The sequence below is a fragment of the Duganella aceris genome (genome assembly GCF_011090165.1).
Lineage (GTDB): Bacteria > Pseudomonadota > Gammaproteobacteria > Burkholderiales > Burkholderiaceae_D > Rugamonas > Rugamonas aceris.
The window spans coordinates 438413-458287 of sequence record NZ_JAADJT010000006.1 but is presented as its reverse complement, the minus strand read 5'-3'; the positions used below and the strand labels follow the sequence as shown (position 1 = coordinate 458287).

Genomic DNA, 19875 nt, shown 5'->3' with positions numbered 1-19875 from the left:
GTCCTACTCCGGGGTCAGAGCTAAAAACTGGACACGGGCTCTACCGTAGCGACCGCTACGGTAGAGCCCGTGTCCAGTTTTTAGCTCTGACCCCGGAGTTTAGATGGTGCGGGTGTAGTCGGTGACCCATTCGATCGCGGCCAGCTGGATCGTGTAGAGCTCGGCCGGTTTCAGCGCCAGCTGGTGCAGCAGCGTCGCCAGCGTCTTGCCGTCGCGGCCCTGCTCCAGGTGCTCGATCAGGTTGAGCATGCTGCCGTAGTCGCCGCCACGGTGCAACAGCGCGGCGCGCACTTCGTCCAGCACGTTGACGCTTTCCAGCACGTCGCGCATCTGGATCGAGAACAGCGTGTCCATCAGCGACATCACCCCCACCGTGAAGCCGATGTCGGCGCTGACCCGCTGCCCCGGCCGCAAATGCTCGACCATCAATTCCATCGTCTTGCCGCGCGTGGTCGCCAGCTGCAACAGCGGCGAGGTGAATTCGGCCGTGCCGCCGTTCTTGACGTACAGCAGGATCTGCAGCCAGCGCCGCAATTGCCGTCGCCCCAGCACCATCAGCGCGTGCCCCACCGAATTGATGCGGTAACGCGCCCCCACCGCCGGCGTGTTCACCAGCCGCAGCAGGTTCAAGGTGATCAGCGCGTCGTGCTTGACGCTGCGCTCGACGTCCTGGTTGCTGGCGTCGGTGTCGAGCAAATCCAGCAGATGCAGCACGCTCAGCTGCGACGGCGAGATCTTCTTGCCGCTCAGGATGACCGGCCGCGCGAAGTAATAACCCTGGAAGTATTCGAATCCCAACGACATGCATTGTTGGAATTCTTCGATGGTTTCGACCTTTTCGGCCAGCAGCTTTTGCTTGGAATTCTTCAACACCCGCGCCAGCGCCGGCAAGGTGCCGGGCTGCATATCCTTGATGTCGACCTTGATCACGTCGCACAACGGCATGAACTTTTGCACATCGTCCGAGTGGCCGATGACGTCGTCCAGCGCGAAGCGGAAGCCGGCTTGCTTGAGCTCGCGCACCCGCTCCAGCATTTCCGGCGTCGCTTTGACGCTTTCGAGAATTTCGAGGATGACTTTGTCGTGCGGGAGGAAACGGATAAAGTCGCTCATCAGGCCGACCGCGTCGACGTTGACGAAGGCCATCTGGTCGCCCACCACCTGCGCCATGCCCAGCTCGGAGGCGTGGGCGATGACGGTGGCCGTGGCTTCGGCGTCGTCGGTGATGTGGGCGGCGTTGTGCGCGCCGGCGTCGCGGAACAGCAGTTCGTAGGCCACCAGCCGCTGCCCCCGATTAAGGATGGGCTGGCGTGCCAGAAAGAAGTTGTCGGCAAGTTTGGACGGCGCAGGTGACGCTGCTATCATCATGGGAAGCTCCCAATCTGCAATCTGCTGTGCGGCAGGCAGTCGTCTCTTGCGGCCCCCTGCTATATGCCAGACTATACCTGAGTATGCTCTCCTGACAACATTTTTCTAGCGTGCGACCGGGCGCCGCGCCGGACTGTTGCGCACAGTGGTCGGCTTGCCGCTCTCCAGCACGAACTTGGCGCCGGCGTCCTTGCCCAGGGCCTTGACCAGCCACGGCATCACTTCCTTCAGCATCGGCTCCAACGTGTACGGCGGGTTCAGGATGAACATGCCGCTGCTGTGCAGGCCGAAGCCGTCCGGCATCGGAGTGTGGGTGGTCAGCACCACGTTGAGCCAGTCGCTGCACTGCAGTTGCTTGAGCTTGTCGGCGAACTGGCGCGATTCCATCCGCACCAGCAGCGGATACCAGACCGCGTAGGTGCCGGTCGGGAAGCGCACCAGCGCTTCGGCCAGCGTGTCTTTGACTTTTTTGTAGTCGGTCTTGTCTTCATAAGGCGGATCGATCAGCACCAGCGCGCGGCGCGACGGCGGCGGCAGCAGCGCCTTCAGCGCGGCGAAGCCGTCGCCGCGCGTGACCAGCACCCGCTTGCCGCGCGTGGTCGGGCGGATGCCCTGCTGCGCGGCGTGGTCGTCCAGCTTGCGGAAGTTGTCGGCCAGGATCTTGGCGTCGGCCGGGTGCATCTCGAACAGGCGCAGGCGGTCGTGTTCGCGGCCCACCAGGTCGGCGACGAACGGCGAGCCCGGGTAGTAGCGCATCTTGCCGCTCGGATTCAGGCCCTTGACCAGGTCGACGTATTCCTTGATCGGCGCCGGCAAGTCGGTACGGTCCCACAGCGGGCCGATGCCGGTGTCGTATTCGGCGTTCTTGGAGGCGAAGGCGCTGTCCAGCGCATACACGCCGGCGCCGGCGTGGGTGTCGATGTAGCTGTAGGCGGCGTCCTTCTGATTCATGTACTGCATCAGCTGGATGGTGATGAAGTGCTTGAGCACATCGGCGTGATTACCCGCGTGAAAGGCGTGGCGGTAACTAAACATAAGCTTGGGATTTCCTAAAGGAGTGACGCAGTCAATCCCGCATTATCCACTAGAAAGCCGCACCCGCCAAAAAAGCCCGAGCTTCGTTTGCATCAAAGCGTGCTCATTTATGGAGACTACGATGGAACTTCCGCGCCGGCATCCGCAGGCGCGGCGAACTTTCACGGAGGAGATTATGGCTTTCAACAACGTAGGGCCGCTGACCTTCCTGGCGCCCGGGCAAACGGCGTTCTGGAGCTACACCTATGGCGCCGATCACGGCACCCAGTTCGCGTCGGCGGACGTCAAGACGCCCAACCAGGGGGCGGTGCACATGGCCGACCAGCAGCGCAAGCGCAAGGACAACAACGGCAACGCCACCTATTTCGTCAACATCCACAACCAGGGCGTCGGCGGCTGCTTCCACAACCTGCAAGGCGGGGGGATGAAATGAAAATGACCATCGTCACCGACAGCAACGGCAATGTGCTTGGCGCGATCCAGGGCCATGCGCTATCCGAAACCAGGGATGGCGTGGAAGCCACCGTGTCGTTCGCGCCCGGGCACAGCACCCACATGATCGAAGTCGACGACGACCTGGCCACGGTCGACGATGTCGACGAATTCCAGGCGCGCCTGCGCAAGCACCTGCAGCAACATCAGCAACAACATCAGCAACAGCAGCCCTGAAAACGGCAAGGCCGCAGCGATTGTGTCGCTGCGGCCTCTCGTCAAAGGCGGGGATCCCCGCCCTCACCGTTCCTTACGCTACTTTTTTATCGAAGAACTGTTCGTCCTCGGTCGAGCCGTGCAGCGCCGTGGTCGAGGACTGGCCGTTCTGGATGGTCTGGGTCACGGCGTCGAAGTAACCGGTGCCGACTTCGCGCTGGTGCTTGACCGCGGTGAAGCCCTTGTCGGCGGCGGCGAATTCCGCTTCCTGCAATTCCACGAAGGCCGACATCTGGCGGCGCGCATAACCGTGCGCCAGGTTGAACATGCCGTAGTTCAGCGCGTGGAAACCGGCCAGCGTGATGAACTGGAACTTGTAGCCCATCGCGCCCAGTTCTTTCTGGAACTTGGCGATGGTGGCGTCGTCCAGGTTTTTCTTCCAGTTGAACGATGGCGAGCAGTTATAAGCCAGCATCTTGCCCGGGAACTTGGCGTGCACCGCGTCGGCGAACTGCTTGGCGAAGGCCAGGTCCGGCTTGCCGGTCTCGCACCAGACCAGATCGGCGAACGGCGAGTATGCCAGCGCGCGCGAGATCGCCTGCTCGATGCCCGGCTTGACCTTGTAGAAGCCTTCGACGGTGCGCTCGCCGGTGCAGAACGGACGGTCGTTCTCGTCCACGTCCGAGGTCAGCAGGTCGGCCGCTTCGGCGTCGGTGCGGGCGATCACCAGCGTCGAGGTGCCCATGACGTCGGCCGCCAGGCGGGCCGCCGTCAGTTTTTCCACCGCTTCACGCGACGGCACCAGCACCTTGCCGCCCATGTGGCCGCATTTCTTGACCGACGCCAGCTGATCTTCGAAGTGCACACCGGCGGCGCCGGCATCGATCATCGATTTCATCAGTTCGTAGGCGTTCAGCACGCCGCCGAAACCGGCTTCGGCGTCGGCCACGATCGGCGCGAAGAAGTCGATGTCGTCCTTGCCTTCCGACCATTGGATCTGGTCGGCGCGCTGGAAGGTGTTGTTGATGCGCTTGACGACCATCGGCACCGAGTTGGCCGGATACAGCGACTGGTCGGGATACATTTCACCGGCCATGTTGGCGTCGCCGGCGACTTGCCAGCCGGACAGGTAGATCGCTTTCAGGCCGGCTTTGACTTGCTGCATGGCCTGGTTGCCGGTCAGCGCGCCCAGCGCATTGACGAACGGTTCGTTGTTGACCAGATCCCACAGTTTTTCCGCGCCGCGCTGCGCCAGCGTGTGCTCGATCTGCAGCGAGCCGCGCAGGCGTACCACGTCCTCGGCGGTGTAGGTGCGGGTGACGCCCTTCCAGCGTGGATTGGTGTCCCAGTCTTTTTGCAGGGCTGCGATTTGCTGTTCACGAGTTGCCATGGTGAGTTCTCCTTAAGTTCCTACATGTTGAAAAACGAAATCCGTTAGACAAATAGTAGACCCTTTTGTGCCCCGCACCACCACTCTTATATAAGACAGATGACTAAATTAAATTTTATAAATATCAAAGACTTACACTTAATTTTTCATGATGCAAAACGAAATTTCTATCCGTGGAATAAAATCATGCTGCGGTAACACATGAGATCCCACGATATGAAATGGCGCTCTCGCCAGATGAAAAACCCGGCCTCAGATCAGCTTTTGCTGCGCCACCAGGATGCCGTCGGCGTCGGCGTAGATCCAGTCGCCGGGGCTGACGGGCACGCCGGCGATATGCACCCGGAGATTTCGCTCGCCCGCGCCCTTTCTGGCGCTCCGTTGCGGATGCGCGGCCAGCGCGCGCACGCCGATGTCGCAGGCGTTGAGCTCCTCGGAGTCGCGGATGCAGCCGTCGACGATGATGCCGGCCCAGCCGTTGTCCTGCGCCAGCAAGCCAAGCTGGCCGCCGACCAGGGCCCGGCGCAGGCTGCCGCCGCCGTCGACCACCAGCACGTTGCCGTCGCCGGGCGTCTCCAGCACCGCGCGCACCAGCGCGTTGTCCTCGTGCACCTTGATCGTGGTCACCCGCCCGGAAAACTGCACCCGCAGGCCGTATTGACGAAACACCGGCGGCAGCACGGCCAGGCGGCCGTCCTCCAGCAGATTGGCGTGGTCGTCGCATAAATCGGTGGTGGCAAAGCTCATCGTGGTTCCATGCAGAGTGATCAGGACAGCTTGATTCTATGCCGTTTTCGGCACGCCGGCCACGCGCGTATTGCTGCCCACGCCCACCGCCGTCAGGATCACCAGCGCCTGGAAGATGCCGATGCCGATGAACACGCCCGACGGGTGGTTGGCGTCCATCAGCGCGCCGAACATCAGCGGGCCCAGCGCCAGGCCGCTGTCCAGGCCCGAATACACCACGCCGAACACCCGGCCGGTGGCGTTGGCCGGCGCGGCGCCCCGGATCATCAGGTCGCGCGACGGGCCGGAGATGCCGGTCACCAGGCCGATCAGCCCCATCAGCACCACCGCCATCCAGGCCGGCACCACGGCGGCGGCCAGCACCAGCGCCAGCACTGCCGCCGTGCCGAAGGCGATCATGATGATGCGGTCGTGGTTGCGGCTGCCCGCGCCGAGGAAGCCGCCGTACAGCATGCCGACCGCCGACGCCATCATGTAGCAGGTGTAGGCCGAGGTGGCCCACGCCAGCGACATGCCGTACAGGCTGACCAGGCTGGTCGCGGCGAAAGTCTGGATGCCGGCCAGCGCCACCGCCGAGATCAGGAAGAAGGCAAAGCACATCCACACCACTTTCAGCCGCAGGAAGCCGAACGGACTGTCGGCCGCGACCTGCGCCGCGCCCGTGACCGGCACCACCGCCGGCTCGGGCCGCAGCGCGTGGCGGTTCCACAGCATCAGCGCCAGCACCGCCAGCGGCAGCAAGGCCGCGCTCAGCAATGCGGTGCGCCAGTCGGTGCGCGCCGCGACGAAGGTCAGGAACAGCGGCGACATGGCCCAGCCGATATTGCCGCTGATGCCGTGCACCGAGAAGCCGTGCGCCAGCCGCGCCTTGGACACGCGCTGGTTCAGCAAGGTGTAGTCGGCCGGGTGGAACACGCAGTTGCCGCAGCCGGCGACGAACGCGCCCAGCATCAACTGCAAATAACTATGCGCGCTCGACAGCAGCACCGCCGATACCCCCAGCAGCGCGATGCCGCTGAACAGCACGGTGCGCGCGCCGAGCCGGTCGACCACGAAGCCGGCCATCGCCTGGCCGACGCCGGAGACGACGAAGAACACCGTCATCAGCAGCCCCAGCTCCGAATAACTCAAATGAAACTCCGGCTTCAGCCACGGGATCAGCGCGGCCAGGATCACGTGGTAAAAATGGGATGTGCCGTGCGCCAGCCCGACCAGCGAAATCACCTTGGCGTCCTGGCGCAGCAAAGACTTGTCGTTCATGCTTTCTCCTGTTGTTTCCGGAAGTGTAAGCAATTTCGGGCCGTCTGATTTAAGATAGAACGACATAATTTATCGATTTCACGCCATGTCCATTCCCGTCGTCACGCATACGCAGATCAACGCCCACGCCAATCACCCGTCGCCGTCGCGTCCGCTGACGATGTCCGGACGCGACTTGCCGGCCGACGCGACGTTGCTATCGCACCACCATCCTTATGGCCAGTTTACTTATATCAAGCAGGGCGTCATCCGCGTCACCGCCAACCGCAGCAGCTGGATCGTGCCGCCGCAGCGGGCGATCTGGATCCCGCCGGAGGTGGAGCACGAGGTGACGATGCTGGAGAATGTCCGGCTGAGGCCGGTGTGGGTGCACGCCAGCCGATCGCCCTTCCCCGGCACCGACTGCAAGGTGTTGCAGGTGTCGGCGCTGCTGCGCGAGCTGGTCGCCACGCTGGAACAGCACGACCAGAACGAGCAATCCAACCGCGAACAACTGCTGGTGGAAATGATCCTGGACGAGGTGCCGCGCTGCGCGGTGCGCCCGATCCGCGTACCGCTGCCAGCGGACAAGCGCCTCAAGGCGCTGTGCGACGCCTTGATCGCCGATCCCGGCGCCGAGCAGACGCTGGCGCACTGGGCCGGCCAGGTCGGCGCCTCGGAGCGCACGTTGGCGCGGCTGTTCGAGCGCGAGCTTGGCATGAGCTTCGGCCACTGGCGCCAGCAGGTGCGCCTGGCGCACGCGGCGCCGCTGATCTCGCGCGGCCTGCCACTGTCGCAGGTGGCGGCGCAGCTCGGTTACGCCAGCCAGTCGGCTTTCTCGGCGATGTTCAAGAAGACCTTCGGCTGCTCGCCATCAATGTTTTTTGGACAGCAACAGTGATAGTTCGTTAAGTTTCTGAAATTTGTGCCGTTAACGTTGTCTTGGACGAAAGTACGGTACATTAGTGGAAACTCATCAAACAGAACAACGATATCGCATGACGGACCTGTCGCTTTTTTCAACTGAACAAATCGCGGCATTGCTGGCGGCCCTGCCCGACCCGGCATTCATCCTCACGCGCAGCGGCCGTTATGCGGCCATCTTCGGCGGCACCGACTCGCGCTACTACCACGATGGCAGCGGTCTGGTCGGCAAATCCATCGGCGACGTGCTCAATGCGGACAAGGCCGCCTGGTTCGGCCAGCAAATCGCCGCCGCGCTGACGGCCGACCGCCTGCACGTGGTCGAGTACGCGCTGCATCGCAATGATATTAAAGGCATGGAAGACGGCGAAGGACCGGACGAGACGATCTGGTTCGAAGGCCGGGTGCAGGCGCTGGGCTACCCGGTGCAGGGCGAGGATGCGGTGTTATGGGTGGCCAGCAACATCACCGCCAGCAAAAAACTGGAAACCTTGCTGCGCACGCAGAGCGAGACCGATTCGCTGACCAGCCTGGCCAACCGGCGCAAGCTGATGGCGGCGCTGACCGAACACTACGATCTGTACGCCCGCTACAAGACGCCGACCTCGGTGCTGATCTTCGACATCGACAACTTCAAGAACATCAACGACGTCTACGGCCATCTGGCCGGCGACAAGGCGATCATCGCCACCGCCGAGGTGTGCCGCGATGAATTGCGCATCACCGATTTCCCGGCGCGGCTGGGCGGCGATGAGTTCGTGATCCTGATGCCGCACACCAGCTGCGAGCACGCGCTGCCGATCGCCGAGCGGCTGCGCCAGCGCATCGCCGACCATCTGCGCGCACTGGGCACGCTGGGCGACGGCGCCACCATCAGCGGCGGCCTGAGCGAAATGGAACCGGACGACCGGTCCTACGAAGATGTGCTGAAACGGGCGGACGACGCGCTGTACCGCGCCAAACACGACGGGCGCAACCGCATCGTCCACCACTGCTAGCTAGCCGAAGGTCAACTCGCCGTTGGCGCCGGTGTCCACCTGAATGGTGTCCTTCGGCCCGAAGCGGCCCGACAAGATCAGCTTGGACAGCGGATTTTCGATCTGCTGCTGGATCGCCCGCTTCAACGGCCGCGCGCCATACACCGGATCGTAGCCCGCCTCGGCGATCTTGTGCAGCGCCGCGTCGGTCATCGTCAGCGTCATCTCCATCTTGGCCAGGCGTTGCTCCAGGATCGCCAGCTGGATCTTGGCGATGGCGCCGATGTTCTTCTCATCGAGGCCGTGGAACACGACGATTTCATCGATGCGGTTGATGAATTCCGGCCGGAAGTGGTTGCGCACCTCGGCCATCACCGCCAGCTTGACCACGCCCGGATCCGACTCCTCCATCGCCTGGATCTTGTGCGAGCCGAGGTTGGAGGTCATGATGATGACGGTGTTCTTGAAGTCCACCGTGCGGCCCTGGCCGTCGGTCATGCGGCCATCGTCCAGCGCCTGCAACAGCACGTTGAACACGTCCGGATGCGCCTTCTCCACCTCGTCGAGCAGGATCACGCTGTACGGCTTGCGGCGCACCGCCTCGGTCAGGTAGCCGCCCTCGTCGTAACCGACATAGCCCGGCGGCGCGCCGATCAGGCGGGCCACCGAATGCTTCTCCATGAATTCGCTCATGTCGATGCGGATCATCGACTCCTCGGTATCGAACAGGAAACCGGCCAGGGCCTTCGACAACTCGGTCTTGCCGACGCCCGTAGGCCCGAGGAACATGAAGGAACCATACGGACGATTCGGATCCGACAGCCCGGCGCGCGAACGGCGGATCGCGTCCGACACGGCGGCGATCGCCTCATCCTGGCCGACCACCCGCTCATGCAGCTTCTCCTCGATATGCAGCAGCTTGTCGCGCTCGCCCTGCATCATGCGCGACACCGGAATCCCGGTCGCGCGCGACACCACTTCGGCGATTTCCTCAGCGCCGACTTCGGTGCGCAGCAGGCGCTGCTTCGGCGGCGTGTTCTTTTCCAGCGACACGCCGTTGGCCGACGCGGTCTCGGCCTGCTTCAGCTCGGCCTCCAGCTCGGGCAGGCGGCCGTATTGCAGCTCAGACACGCGCTGCCAATTGCTTTCGCGCGTGGCCTGCTCCATTTGCAGCTTGATGCGTTCGATCTCTTCCTTGATGTGGGTACTGCCCTGCACCACCGCTTTCTCGGCCTTGAGGATTTCCTCGAAGTCGTTCAGCTCGCGTTGCAGGCGCACGATCTCCTCGTCGATCAGTTCCAGGCGACGGCGCGAGCCCTCGTCCTTTTCCTTCTTGACGGCTTCCTTCTCGATCTTCAGCTGGATCAGCCGGCGTTCCAGCTTGTCCATGACCTCGGGCTTGGAATCGATCTCGATCTTGATCTTGGCCGCCGCCTCGTCGATCAGGTCGATCGCCTTGTCCGGCAGGAAGCGGTCGGTGATGTAGCGGTGCGACAGCTCGGCCGCCGCGATGATGGCGGCGTCGGAGATGGCGACCTTGTGGTGCAGCTCATACTTGTCCTGCAAGCCGCGCAGGATGGCGATGGTCGCCTCCACGGTCGGCTCGTCGACGATGATTTTCTGGAAGCGGCGCTCCAGCGCGGCGTCCTTCTCGATGTATTTGCGGTATTCGTCGAGGGTGGTGGCCCCGACGCAGTGCAGTTCGCCGCGCGCCAGCGCCGGCTTCAGCATATTGCCCGCGTCCATCGCGCCCTCGGCCTTGCCGGCGCCGACCATTGTATGCATCTCGTCGATGAAGACGATGGTCTGGCCTTCGTCCATGGCCAGCTCTTTCAGCACCGATTTCAGGCGCTCCTCGAACTCGCCGCGATACTTGGCGCCGGCGACCAGCGCCGCCATGTCCAGCGCCAGCACGCGCTTGCCCTTGAGCGACTCCGGCACCTCGCCGTTGACGATGCGCTGCGCCAGGCCTTCGACGATGGCGGTCTTGCCGACGCCGGGTTCGCCGATCAGCACGGGATTGTTCTTGGAGCGGCGCTGCAACACCTGGATGGCGCGGCGGATCTCGTCGTCGCGGCCGATGACCGGGTCGAGCTTGCCGGCGCGGGCGCGCTCGGTCAGGTCCAGCGTGTATTTCTTCAGGGCTTCGCGTTGGCCTTCGGCCTCCTGCGTGTCGACCTTGGCGCCGCCGCGCACGGTGTCGATGGCCGACTCCAGCGACTTGCGGGACAGGCCGTTTTCACGCGACAGCTTGCCGGCTTCCGACTTGTCGTCGGCCAGCGCCAGCAGCACCATTTCGCTGGAGATGAACTGGTCGACGCGCTTTTGCGCTTCCTTGTCGGCCAGGTTCAGCACATTGACCAGCTCGCGGCTGGCCTGGGTGTCGCCGCCGGTGCCTGAGACTTTAGGCAATCTTTCCAGCGCGCCTTTCAGGGCCTTGCTCAAGCCGCCGACGTTGACGCCGGCGCGCTGTAATAGCGAGCGCGCGCTGCCGTCTTCCTGGTCGATCAGGGCGGTCAGCAGGTGCACCGGTTCGATATATTGGTTGTCGTTGCCCACTGCCAGACTCTGCGAGTCCGACAGGGCTTCCTGGAGTTTGGTGGTGAGTTTGTCTTGCCGCATGGTGTTGCTCCGATAGATTTAACTTATCGCATACATAGTGCCAAGCGGGCAGTTTTTCAAGGAGCGTTCCACTTTTGCAACGCCGCGTCGTCGCTGACGCGGGCGTCGACCCAGCGCGCGCCGGCCGGGGTGTGCTCTTTTTTCCAGAACGGGGCTTCGGTCTTCAGGTAATCGATGATGAACTCGCAGGCGGCGAAGGTTTCGCCGCGATGTGCGCCCATCACCGCCACCAGCACGATCTGCTCCATCGGCTTGAGCGGGCCGATACGGTGGATCACCAGCGCGCCGGACACCGGCCAGCGCTGTTTGGCCTGCTCGATGATGGCGCCGATCGATTGCTCGGTCATGCCGGGATAGTGCTCCAGTTCCATTTCGGCCACGCTGGTGCCGTCGTTCAGGTCGCGCACCGTGCCCAGGAAGGTGACGATGGCGCCAACCTTGGGGTTGGCGGCGCGCAACTGGGCGACTTCGGTGCTCAAGTCGAAGTCTTCAGCCTGGATGCGGACGCTCATGCCCGCTCCGCGGCGCCGATACGACGGAACAGCTGCTCGATGCGGCTGGTGGTGCGGGCGTCGGCCAGGGCCGGCATCGCGCACAGTTGCAGGTAGGCGGCGCTGGCGGTCTGCGGCTTCTGGCCGGATTTCAGCGACGATTGCAGCACTTCGACCTGCATCTTCAGGCGTTCCCGGGCGAACTCGGCGCCGCTGTCGACGCCGGCCACGATTTCCAGACGCAACACTTCGTCCAGCAGCTTGGCGCGGTTGCGCTCCAGTTGCTCGGCGTAGGCGACGCGCTTGCCGTCCGCGCCGTCCAGCGCGGCCAGTGCGGCATCGAAGCGGCCCTTCAGCGCGCGCTCATACTCGCCGCCGAGCACCGGCAGTGCCGCCCAGCGCGCCAGCCAGCCGGCGGCATCCGTTGCCGCACCAACGGCGGCGCCGTCGCTTGCCGCGCCAGCCGCCCCTTCGCCGACCGCGGCGTCGGCCGCTGTGGCGGACAAGCCGGCGCCTTTGCCGGTCGCGCCGTCAGCAGCTGCGCCGGCGGCGCCGTTGCCGGCTGCGACGTCGGCTGCCGTGCCAGCCGCGTCAGTGCCGATCGCATCGGCGGCGCCGTTGCCGGCTGCGGTGCCGGTCGCAGCGCCGAACGGCTTGGCGCCGATCGCGCTTTCCAGCGCCTGGCACAGCCGCAGCTTGTCGCGCAGCGCGTTCGCTTGCGCGGCGCCGGCGCGACGCTTGATCGTATCGGCCTGCGCCTGCACGGCGGCGACGGCGTTGTGATACCGCTGATTAATCTTGGGCTCCGCCGCGCGCGGCACAGCACCGATGGCGTGCCAGGCAGTCGCCGCATCCCGCAGCTTCTGCGCGATGCCGGCCAGCTGCGCCTTGTCGTCGCCGCTGAAGACCGCCTCTTCCAACTCCTTGCACAACGCCTCACGCGCATGCAGATGCGACTTGCGCTCATGATCGGCGGCATGCGCAGTTTCCTTGCGCTTCGCGAAAATTGCGTCGCAAGCCGCGCGGAACCGTTGCCACAGCGCCTGCTCAGCCTTGCGCTCCAGCGGCAGCGCCTTGGCCTGCTCCTGCCAACGCTCCTGCAGATGACGCAACTTGTCCAGCGTATGCCGCTCGGACGGCTGCAAGGCCTCCGCCTCGGCGATCAATTGCTCGCGCTTGGCGGTCTCGATCTTGCGCTGCTCGGACAGCGGCGCCAGCATCTGCGACAAGGCCTTGTCGAACGCCTGGTCCAGCTTGCGCTTCTCCTTGCGGTCGATGGTGCCAAGTCGGCCCCACACCTGGCGCAAACGCTGGCCGGCGGCGGCCACGTTCTTCAGATCGGCCTCACTGGTCGCGGCGGCGGCGGCCATGGCCTGGGTCTCGGCCAGCAAGGCTTGCGCCTTGGCGGCGTTGGCATGACGTTCATCGGCCAGTTGCTTGAAGTGAGCGGCGGCCGGCGCGTAGGCGGTGGTGCAGGCCGTGTCGAAGCGTTCCCACAGGCTCTTCGGCGCGTGACCGGAGACCGCGTCCAGCGACTTCCAGCGCTCGCGCATGCTGCCGACCTTCTTGGCCAGCTCGCTCATCGCCAGGCCCAGCGCCGGCAGTTCCTCCACCGCCTTGACCAATTCCTCGCGCGAGACGTTGCCGCCCCAGCGCGCCCAGTCGCCCAGGCGCTTCAGCTCGGCGCGGACGTGGGTCAGGCGCTCGGTCTGGGCGTGCGTCAGACGGGTTTTGTGTTCCTTCAGCCATTTGTCGTGTTCGGCGGCGGCGTGCAGCAGGCCGTGCTCCAAAGCGGCTTCCAGCGCGTCCAGGGTTTCCAGGAATTTCTTGTCGGTTTCCTTGGGCGCGGCGGCTTGCTTGGCGGGCTTCTGCGGCGCGCGAGCGGGCGCGCCCGGCGCGGATGCGGACTCGGCGTCGGACGCCGTCGCTGCGCCGGTTGCGAGGGCCGCCGCCGGATCAGCCGCGGCCGAGCCAGCGGGATGCGCCGCATCGACCGCACCAACCGAATCGTCGGCATTGGTCGCCGCCGACGCAACTGCCGGACCAGGCCCGGCGGCGGCGGCGACGGCTCCTGCCGCCTCGACCGCCGGCTTGACCGGAGCCGCCAGCGCGGCGCGCGCCTGTTCCAGCGCCTCGGCATAATCCCGCAGCAAGTGGCGCGGCAAGGCATTGTGTTCCGGCGCCTGCTGATAATCGGCATGCGCTGCGGTATAACGCTCCAGCGCCTGCCCAGCCTCTTCGCGCGATGCCGAGCCCGGCAACTGACGCACCGCCGCCATCGCATCGATGATCGTGCGCTGTAACTTGACCTGCGCCTCCAGCCGCGCCGCCAGCGCCGCGCGCGCCGCCTCGAACGGCGCGATCAGCGACGGCGCATCCGCGACCAGCTTCCACTCGCGATCCAATTCCGCCACCTGGTTCGGCGTCAGCTTTTCATCCTGCAACAACCGTTGCGCATGATCCAGGCACGCCTGTGCTTTTTGTTGCTCCGTCTGCTGATAGCGGATCGCATCCAGGCGGCCCTGCATCAGCTTGGCAACGCGGCGGTCCGTGTTGCGCATCGCCTGCTGCACCTGTTCCAGATAGGGCTGCGACACCACATGCTCGGCGGCGGCCAAGCGCACGCCAGCGAATTCGCTGCGCAGGATCAGCTCGACGGCGCCCGCCTCGTTGCCGGCCAGGCCGTTGGCGACCCGCGTCTGTTCATCGCGACGGCTGGCCGATGCGGCGGCCGCGGCGCCCGTGTCCGGGGTCGCCGGTGCTGCTTGCGGATCGGGCTGCTGGTCGGCGGCACGCTTAAAGAGGAAATCGAACATTGTGCGCTATGAGATGGCTAAAACCACCATCATAGCAAAGCGAGGGGATTTTGCCCGAGGCGTCTGCTATTCGAGCGGTTATTTCAACATGGCATCGCCGTGCGCCTGTTGCCGCGCGCTGCGCGACACGGCCGGCGTGGCGGCGTCTTCGATGCTTACTATCGGCAAAACCTGCAAGCCGGGAATGGAAATCTGTGCGTCGTCAGGCGCCGGCATGGCGGCGGCGCGCCGCCGCACCGGCGAGCGCGCCCCGTCGGCCGAGTCCTGGGCCGAGCGCTTCATTTCAACCAGGTGCTTATCGTGCATCATCAGCTGGTTGGCGATCGAGAACCAGGTTTCCCCGGCGATCGCGGCGCGCGCGATCGCAAACAATTCCTGCTCCTCTTTTTCCAGCCGCTTCAGCAGCGCGGCGCAAAAGTTTTCAATGCTGTCGCAGATCAGGCGCACCTGCTCGTCGCGCACGTCGGCCAGCATGCCCAGCTTTTCCTGCAGCAGCCGGATCGACATCAGCGCCGACTGGTTCAGACGATTGAGTTCTTCCAACAATTGATCGGCGCGTTCGGTCACGCCCACCAGCGCCGGGATCAGATACATCTCGGTCTTGCGCCAGCGGCACGCTTCGTACAGGCTGTCGAGGTTCTCGCAGGCATATTCCAGCTGCGACAGGGTCATGGTGTTCTGCTGCATCAGCGTCGAGCGCACATATTTCTGAAAAGATAGCAAACTCAAGCGAATGCTGGACTGCTCTACCGACAGGGCCACCAATGTATATGTCGCAGTTAACATTCTGACTCCCCAAGCTGAAGTTGTGCACGCCCCGTGGGGCGGCAAGCGGAAGTAAAAGTGTAAATAAAGCCGACAGACGCGCTTTGAGCTAGAACAAACCGGCCCAGCGTAGATGTTGTTTAATTATGGGTTAAATATATATCAAGTGCGCCCGGATTGCTATCGCAAAGGCAGCTGCAAACGCACCATTCCCGCTTCCGGGTGCGGCAACACCACGCCGCCGAAATGGCGCACCAGCTTTTGCACCCCCAGGTTTTCCGACAAGGCATCGCCGATAATTTCGCCGGTGCCGTGGCCACGGAAATAATCCACCAGTTTCTGGAACAACACATAGCCCAGTCCCTGCCCTTTCAGATCGGATCGCACGATGATCGCGAACTCGGCCGATTGGTTGTCCGGATCGGCCACCGCGCGCACCACGCCCAGCGTCTCCGGCTGGCCATCGGGGCCGGGACGGGTGGCGATGAAGGCCATGGCGCGGTCGTAATCGATCTGCGTCAGCCGCGCCAGCTGCGCCGGCGGCAGCTCGCGCATGGCGGAGAAAAAGCGCAGCCGGATATCGTCCGGATCCAGCGCGCTGAAGAACACCTGATGCTGCGCGCCATCCTCCGGCCGGATCGGACGCAGCAGGATCTTGCCGCCGCGCCAGTCCACGGTCTGCTCCAGTTCCTGCGGATACGGCCGGATCGCCAGCTGGCGGCCGCCTTTGCTGTACTTTTGCACTTTCGCCAGTTGCAGGCGCGCGCCCAGCGCCACCACGCCGCCGCCGATGGCGATCAGCGGATTGAGATCGAGTTCGGCCAGCTCCGGCAGGTCGGCCGCCATGTCGGCCACCTGCACCAGCGTGCGGCTGACCGCGTCGGCGTCGGCGGCGGTCTGGCCCTGCGCCATCAGGCGCGACACGCGGGTGCGGCCGACCAGGTCGCGCGCCAGCGTCATGTTCAGCGGCGGCAGGCCGGCGGCGCGGTCGGCCGCCACCTCGGCCGCGATGCCGCCCTGGCCGAAGAACACCACCGGTCCGAACACCGGATCGGCGGCGATCTGGATCCGCGCCGCCGCCAGCGTCTGGCCGGTCAGCGCCGCCTGTTGCGGCGTCGCCAGCGCGATGCCGTAGGCGGCCAGCAGCGCGCGCGTGTCGCCGTCGGACAGGTCGACGCGGCCGGCGGCCAGCGCCGCCTGCACCAGCGCCCGGGCGGCGGCGCGTCCCGGCGCGGCGGTGGTCGGCAAGCCGGCCGGCACCTCCATCAGCAGATCCTGGTTGCGGCGGTACTGGGCGATCTGCAGGAAACCATGCACCGCTTTTTCCGGCGTGTCGTAGGTCGGCAAGCCGGCGTCGGCGAACACCTGGCGCGCCGCCGCCACCGAGCTGCCGCCCAGCCAGCAGGACAGCACGTTCTTGTTCGCGGCGCGCATCAGCGGCGCCACCGCTTCGGCGATCAGACTGCTGGGCACCATCGCCGTCGGCGCGTGCAGGAACAGCAATGCGTCGGCCTGCGGCTCGCGCAGCAGCGCCTCGACGGCGGCGGTGTAGCGCTCGACCGGCGCGTCGGCCAGCAGGTCGGCCGGATTGGCTTGCGGCGCGCCGGCGCGCGCCAGCCGGCGCAAGGTGTCGGCCGCCAGCGGCGCCAGTTGCGCGCCGCTGCATTCCAGCGCATCGGCCGCGATCAGCCCCAGGCCGCCGCCGTTGGTCAGCACCGCCAGCCGCTCGCCGCGCTGCGGACGGCGCCGCGCCAGCGTCTCGACCGCGTCGAACAAATCCTCGGTGGCGTAGACCCGCAACATGCCGGCGCGGCGGATCGCGGCGTCGAACACCAGGTCGGCGCCGGGCGCCGCGTCGCGTCCGACCTTCAGCACGATCACCGGCTTGCCGCGCGCCGCCAGCCGTCCGGCCGACATGAACTTGCGCGCGCCGCTGAGGTTTTCGATGCAGAGCAGGATCGCTTCGGTGTTGGCGTCGGCGGCCAGGTAATCGAGCAGGTCGCCGAAGTCGATGTCGGCGGTGTCGCCCATCGCCACCACGCGCGAGAAGCCGATGCCGCGCATGCCGGCCCAGTCCAGCACCGCCGTGGCCAGCGCGCCCGATTGCGAGACGAAGGCCAGCTTGCCGCTGCCCGCCGCCAGATGGGTGAAGCTGGCGTTCAGGCCCAGCGCCGGCGATTGCAGCCCGACGCTGCCCGGCCCGAGGATGCGCAGCAAGTGCGGTTTGGCCGCGTCCAGCATGGCCTGGCGCAGGCCGCGCCCGCCGACCGCGCCCGGATCGGGATCGGCCGTCATGACGATGGCGGCCTTGGTGCCGCGCGCGCCCAGTTCGGCGATCAGGCCGGGGATGGTGCCCGGCGGCGTGCACAGGATCGCCAGGTCCGGCGCGGCCGGCAGCGCCGACACCCTGGCGTAGCACGGCATGCCGCGCAAGCTCTGGTGCTTGGGATTGAGCGGCCAGACGATGCCGCCCTGGCTGATATAGCTGGTCTCGGCCAGGTTGGCCAGCACGCGTGTGCCGATGCGCTGCGGGTTGTCCGATGCGCCGATCACGGCCACCGAGCGCGGTTGAAACAAACGGTCGAGATTCCTGATGCTCATTGCCTGCTTCTCCAAACTACCAGCGTGATGAATGGTCCTCGGTCACGCCGATCATCTGCGTGACGATGCGTTTCGGCTGATCCGGCGCGCTGCGCACCCAACCCGAAAAGGTGCCGATCGGTTGCAGGTAGCGGCTGGCCGCCACCATCATCTTCTTGTTCTCGCGGCGCGCGCCCTCCGGCGTGAAGTGCAGCTCCAGCAAATCGTCCTCGGTGAAGATATGCCAGGGCGCCAACGGATCGCTGTTATCGTACAAGAAATGGGCCGGCGCCAGCGCATGCACCTCGCCGTCGAGCCACAGCGCGTTCTCGTGGCCGCCGAAATAGCCGGCCTGCAGATTGAAGCCCATCTCCAGATTATGCGCCGAAGCCCAGCGCCAGGCGGTGTTCCGCGCCAGCAGGCCGTTGGAGTAGTCGAAGCTGGCGACGCCGCCGGACAGGTCGTAGTCCTCGCGCCAGGTGCGCACCTCGCCGCTCAACGGCAGGCCGGACGATTTCTGCGTCGCGTGCACCGAGCCTTTGGCCACCGGTCCGGTCGCCAGCAGCAGCGGCGAGGCGCCGGGGCCGAATTCGGCGTCGATCTCCAGGTAGTCGCAGCGCAGCGACAGCGCGAAGCTGCCGTCGCCCCGGCTGGCGATGTCGATACGGCTCTTGCGGGTCTTGAACAGGCTCGATTCGCCGGCGTGGTTGGCCAGCTTGGCCGACATGCCCGGCAAGCCGTCCTGCGAAAAGTTGGCCAGCATGTCGCCGTCGCCGCGATCGAAGGCGTAGGCGAAGGCGGTGCTGGTCCAGCCCAGATCGACGATGGCCACCGCGCAGAAGATGCGCTCGGTGCCCAGCGCCACGTAGTGCCAGCGCTTGTGGTGAAAGCGCCGCCACAAGCGGCTGCGCGCGAACGGCGCCGCCAGTCCGCTCCAGTCGATGCGGCCGACCTGGCCGGCGTAGCGGCCGAACAGCGGCTGGCCGTCGGGGCCGAGCAGGCTGGCGGGGGCTGCGGGCAGCGTCATGCGGCATCCTGTTCCGCCGCGCCGAGGGCGGCCTGCAACAGCGGCGCGAAACCGGCGGGCGTCGCCTGCGTGATCTGGATCTGCGGGCAGGCGTGCCAGTTGGCCAGCCGTTGCAGCGCACCGGCGATGTCGCGCGTGAAGCGGTCGCTGACCCGCACGCCCGGCTCCAGCACCAGCGACTTCAATTCGAATACGCCTTCGCGGCGGTGCGCCTTGGCGTCGACCCGGCCCACCAGCGCGCCGCGCCGCAGGATGGGCAGTGTGAAGTAGCCGTAGCGGCGCTTGTCGGCCGGCGTGTAGCATTCAAGCCGGTAGTCGAAGCCGAACAGCTCCAGGGCGCGACGCCGGTCCCACACCACCGGATCGAACGGCGACAGGATGGTGGTCAGCGTCGGCGCCAGCGCGCCGGCGGCGGCGCTGTCCAGCAGCGCGGCGTGGTCGGGATGGACGTAGATCGGATCGTCCCAATCGTCGACCCAGGCGCGCAGCAGCAGGCCCTCGTCGACCAGCGTCTCCGGGTCCAGGCGCGGCGGCCGGGTGCGGAAGTAGTCGCTGATCCAGGCGCCGCGCGCGCAGCCCATCGCCTTGACGGCCTTCAGCACCAGCGCGCGCCGCATCTCGTCGTCGGCCGGCATGCGGCTGTCGTGCCAATCCGGCAGCACCCGTTCGGCCAGATCGTAGATGCGCTGGAAGTTGTGGCGCGCCGCGATCATCAGCGCACCGGTGGTGAACAGCACCTCCAGCGAACGCTTCTCCGGCTTCCAGCTCCACCAGCCTCCGGCCTGGCCGTCGGTGCGCTCGAAGTCCGACGAGCGGGTCGGCCCGTTGACGCGGATGTGCTCCAGCACCGCATCGACTTCGACGCGGCGCTCCTTCATCCAGGTGGCCGAATACTTCCAGCCCATCGCCTCCGGATTGAGCATGCGGTGGCGATACAGGCCGTAGTCCTCGATCGGCACGAAGCAGGCCTCGTGCGCCCAGTATTCAAATAATTCACCTTCGGCCAGCGCCTGCTCCAGCCACGGCTGCGGATAATCGCCCAGCCGGCTCCATAGCACCAGGTAGGGGCTGCGCGCGACGACATGAATGGTATCGATTTGCAGCACGCCCATCTGGCGGATCGCGTCCAGCACATCGGGTTGGCGCGCCTTGCGGCGGCGCGGCTGCAACAGCCCTTGCGCGGCGAGGTGCAAGGCCCGCGCGGCGGTCAGGCTCAGGGTCAATTCGGTCATGACCGCTATTCTAA

General features: G+C 65.6%; 16 protein-coding genes. 4 read left to right on the top strand and 12 right to left on the bottom strand.

Features of this window, described 5'->3' with window-relative positions:
* Window positions 1–99: 99 nt before the first annotated feature.
* Entirely contained in the window at window positions 100–1368 is a 1269-nt protein-coding gene (locus GW587_RS15940; protein ID WP_166104847.1) for an EAL and HDOD domain-containing protein, read from the bottom strand.
* 105 nt (window positions 1369–1473) lie between these two features.
* On the bottom strand, window positions 1474–2403 hold the full coding sequence (locus GW587_RS15935) for a 23S rRNA (adenine(2030)-N(6))-methyltransferase RlmJ (protein ID WP_166104844.1): 930 nt from the start codon (window positions 2401–2403) through the stop codon (window positions 1474–1476).
* Between the two features lie 175 nt (window positions 2404–2578).
* On the opposite strand from GW587_RS15935, the gene GW587_RS15930 reads away from it, so the two are divergent.
* Together GW587_RS15930 and GW587_RS15925 are read left to right on the top strand one after the other, a co-directional pair.
* Window positions 2579–2836, top strand: a complete 258-nt coding sequence (locus tag GW587_RS15930) for a hypothetical protein (protein WP_166104842.1) — start codon at window positions 2579–2581, stop codon at window positions 2834–2836.
* Complete coding sequence (locus tag GW587_RS15925; RefSeq protein WP_166104839.1) at window positions 2833–3072, top strand: hypothetical protein; 240 nt, start codon at window positions 2833–2835, stop codon at window positions 3070–3072. Before GW587_RS15930 ends, GW587_RS15925 begins: the two co-directional genes overlap by 4 nt.
* 73 nt (window positions 3073–3145) lie before the next feature.
* On the opposite strand, the gene aceA is transcribed toward GW587_RS15925, so the two are convergent.
* The 3 genes from aceA to GW587_RS15910 all read right to left on the bottom strand — a co-directional run bounded on the left by aceA (window position 3146) and on the right by GW587_RS15910 (window position 6448).
* The gene (aceA, locus tag GW587_RS15920) at window positions 3146–4441 is read right to left on the bottom strand and encodes an isocitrate lyase (RefSeq protein ID WP_166104836.1); all 1296 of its coding nucleotides are present in this window, start codon (window positions 4439–4441) and stop codon (window positions 3146–3148) included.
* Window positions 4442–4693: 252 nt separating this feature from the next.
* Entirely contained in the window at window positions 4694–5188 is a 495-nt protein-coding gene (rraA, locus tag GW587_RS15915) for a ribonuclease E activity regulator RraA (protein ID WP_166104833.1), read from the bottom strand.
* A gap of 36 nt (window positions 5189–5224) precedes the next feature.
* Complete coding sequence (locus GW587_RS15910) at window positions 5225–6448, bottom strand: MFS transporter (protein WP_166104831.1); 1224 nt, start codon at window positions 6446–6448, stop codon at window positions 5225–5227.
* 85 nt (window positions 6449–6533) lie between these two features.
* On the opposite strand from GW587_RS15910, the gene GW587_RS15905 reads away from it, so the two are divergent.
* Together GW587_RS15905 and GW587_RS15900 are read left to right on the top strand one after the other, a co-directional pair.
* Entirely contained in the window at window positions 6534–7328 is a 795-nt protein-coding gene (locus GW587_RS15905) for an AraC family transcriptional regulator (protein WP_166104827.1), read from the top strand.
* Window positions 7329–7425: 97 nt separating this feature from the next.
* Window positions 7426–8349 carry a GGDEF domain-containing protein gene (locus tag GW587_RS15900; protein WP_166104824.1) on the top strand — a complete coding sequence of 308 codons (924 nt, stop codon included), beginning with the start codon at window positions 7426–7428 and terminating at the stop codon, window positions 8347–8349.
* Here GW587_RS15900 and clpB read toward each other — a convergent pair whose 3' ends face one another.
* The 7 genes from clpB to GW587_RS15865 form a co-directional block, all read right to left on the bottom strand.
* Window positions 8350–10950: an ATP-dependent chaperone ClpB gene (clpB, locus tag GW587_RS15895; RefSeq protein WP_166104822.1), complete on the bottom strand. Its 2601-nt coding sequence runs from the start codon at window positions 10948–10950 to the stop codon at window positions 8350–8352.
* 56 nt (window positions 10951–11006) lie between these two features.
* On the bottom strand, window positions 11007–11462 hold the full coding sequence (locus GW587_RS15890) for a molybdenum cofactor biosynthesis protein MoaE (RefSeq protein ID WP_166104819.1): 456 nt from the start codon (window positions 11460–11462) through the stop codon (window positions 11007–11009).
* Entirely contained in the window at window positions 11459–14257 is a 2799-nt protein-coding gene (locus tag GW587_RS15885) for a DUF349 domain-containing protein (RefSeq protein WP_166104816.1), read from the bottom strand. The genes GW587_RS15890 and GW587_RS15885 overlap by 4 nt, the downstream gene beginning before the upstream one ends.
* Before the next feature lie 78 nt (window positions 14258–14335).
* Complete coding sequence (locus GW587_RS15880) at window positions 14336–15043, bottom strand: hypothetical protein (protein WP_166104813.1); 708 nt, start codon at window positions 15041–15043, stop codon at window positions 14336–14338.
* A gap of 159 nt (window positions 15044–15202) precedes the next feature.
* On the bottom strand, window positions 15203–17623 hold the full coding sequence (locus tag GW587_RS15875) for a bifunctional acetate--CoA ligase family protein/GNAT family N-acetyltransferase (protein ID WP_166104811.1): 2421 nt from the start codon (window positions 17621–17623) through the stop codon (window positions 15203–15205).
* Between the two features lie 16 nt (window positions 17624–17639).
* Complete coding sequence (locus GW587_RS15870; protein WP_166104808.1) at window positions 17640–18629, bottom strand: DUF2804 domain-containing protein; 990 nt, start codon at window positions 18627–18629, stop codon at window positions 17640–17642.
* Window positions 18626–19861, bottom strand: a complete 1236-nt coding sequence (locus GW587_RS15865) for a winged helix-turn-helix domain-containing protein (protein WP_166104805.1) — start codon at window positions 19859–19861, stop codon at window positions 18626–18628. Before GW587_RS15865 ends, GW587_RS15870 begins: the two co-directional genes overlap by 4 nt.
* Window positions 19862–19875 lie beyond the last annotated feature (14 nt).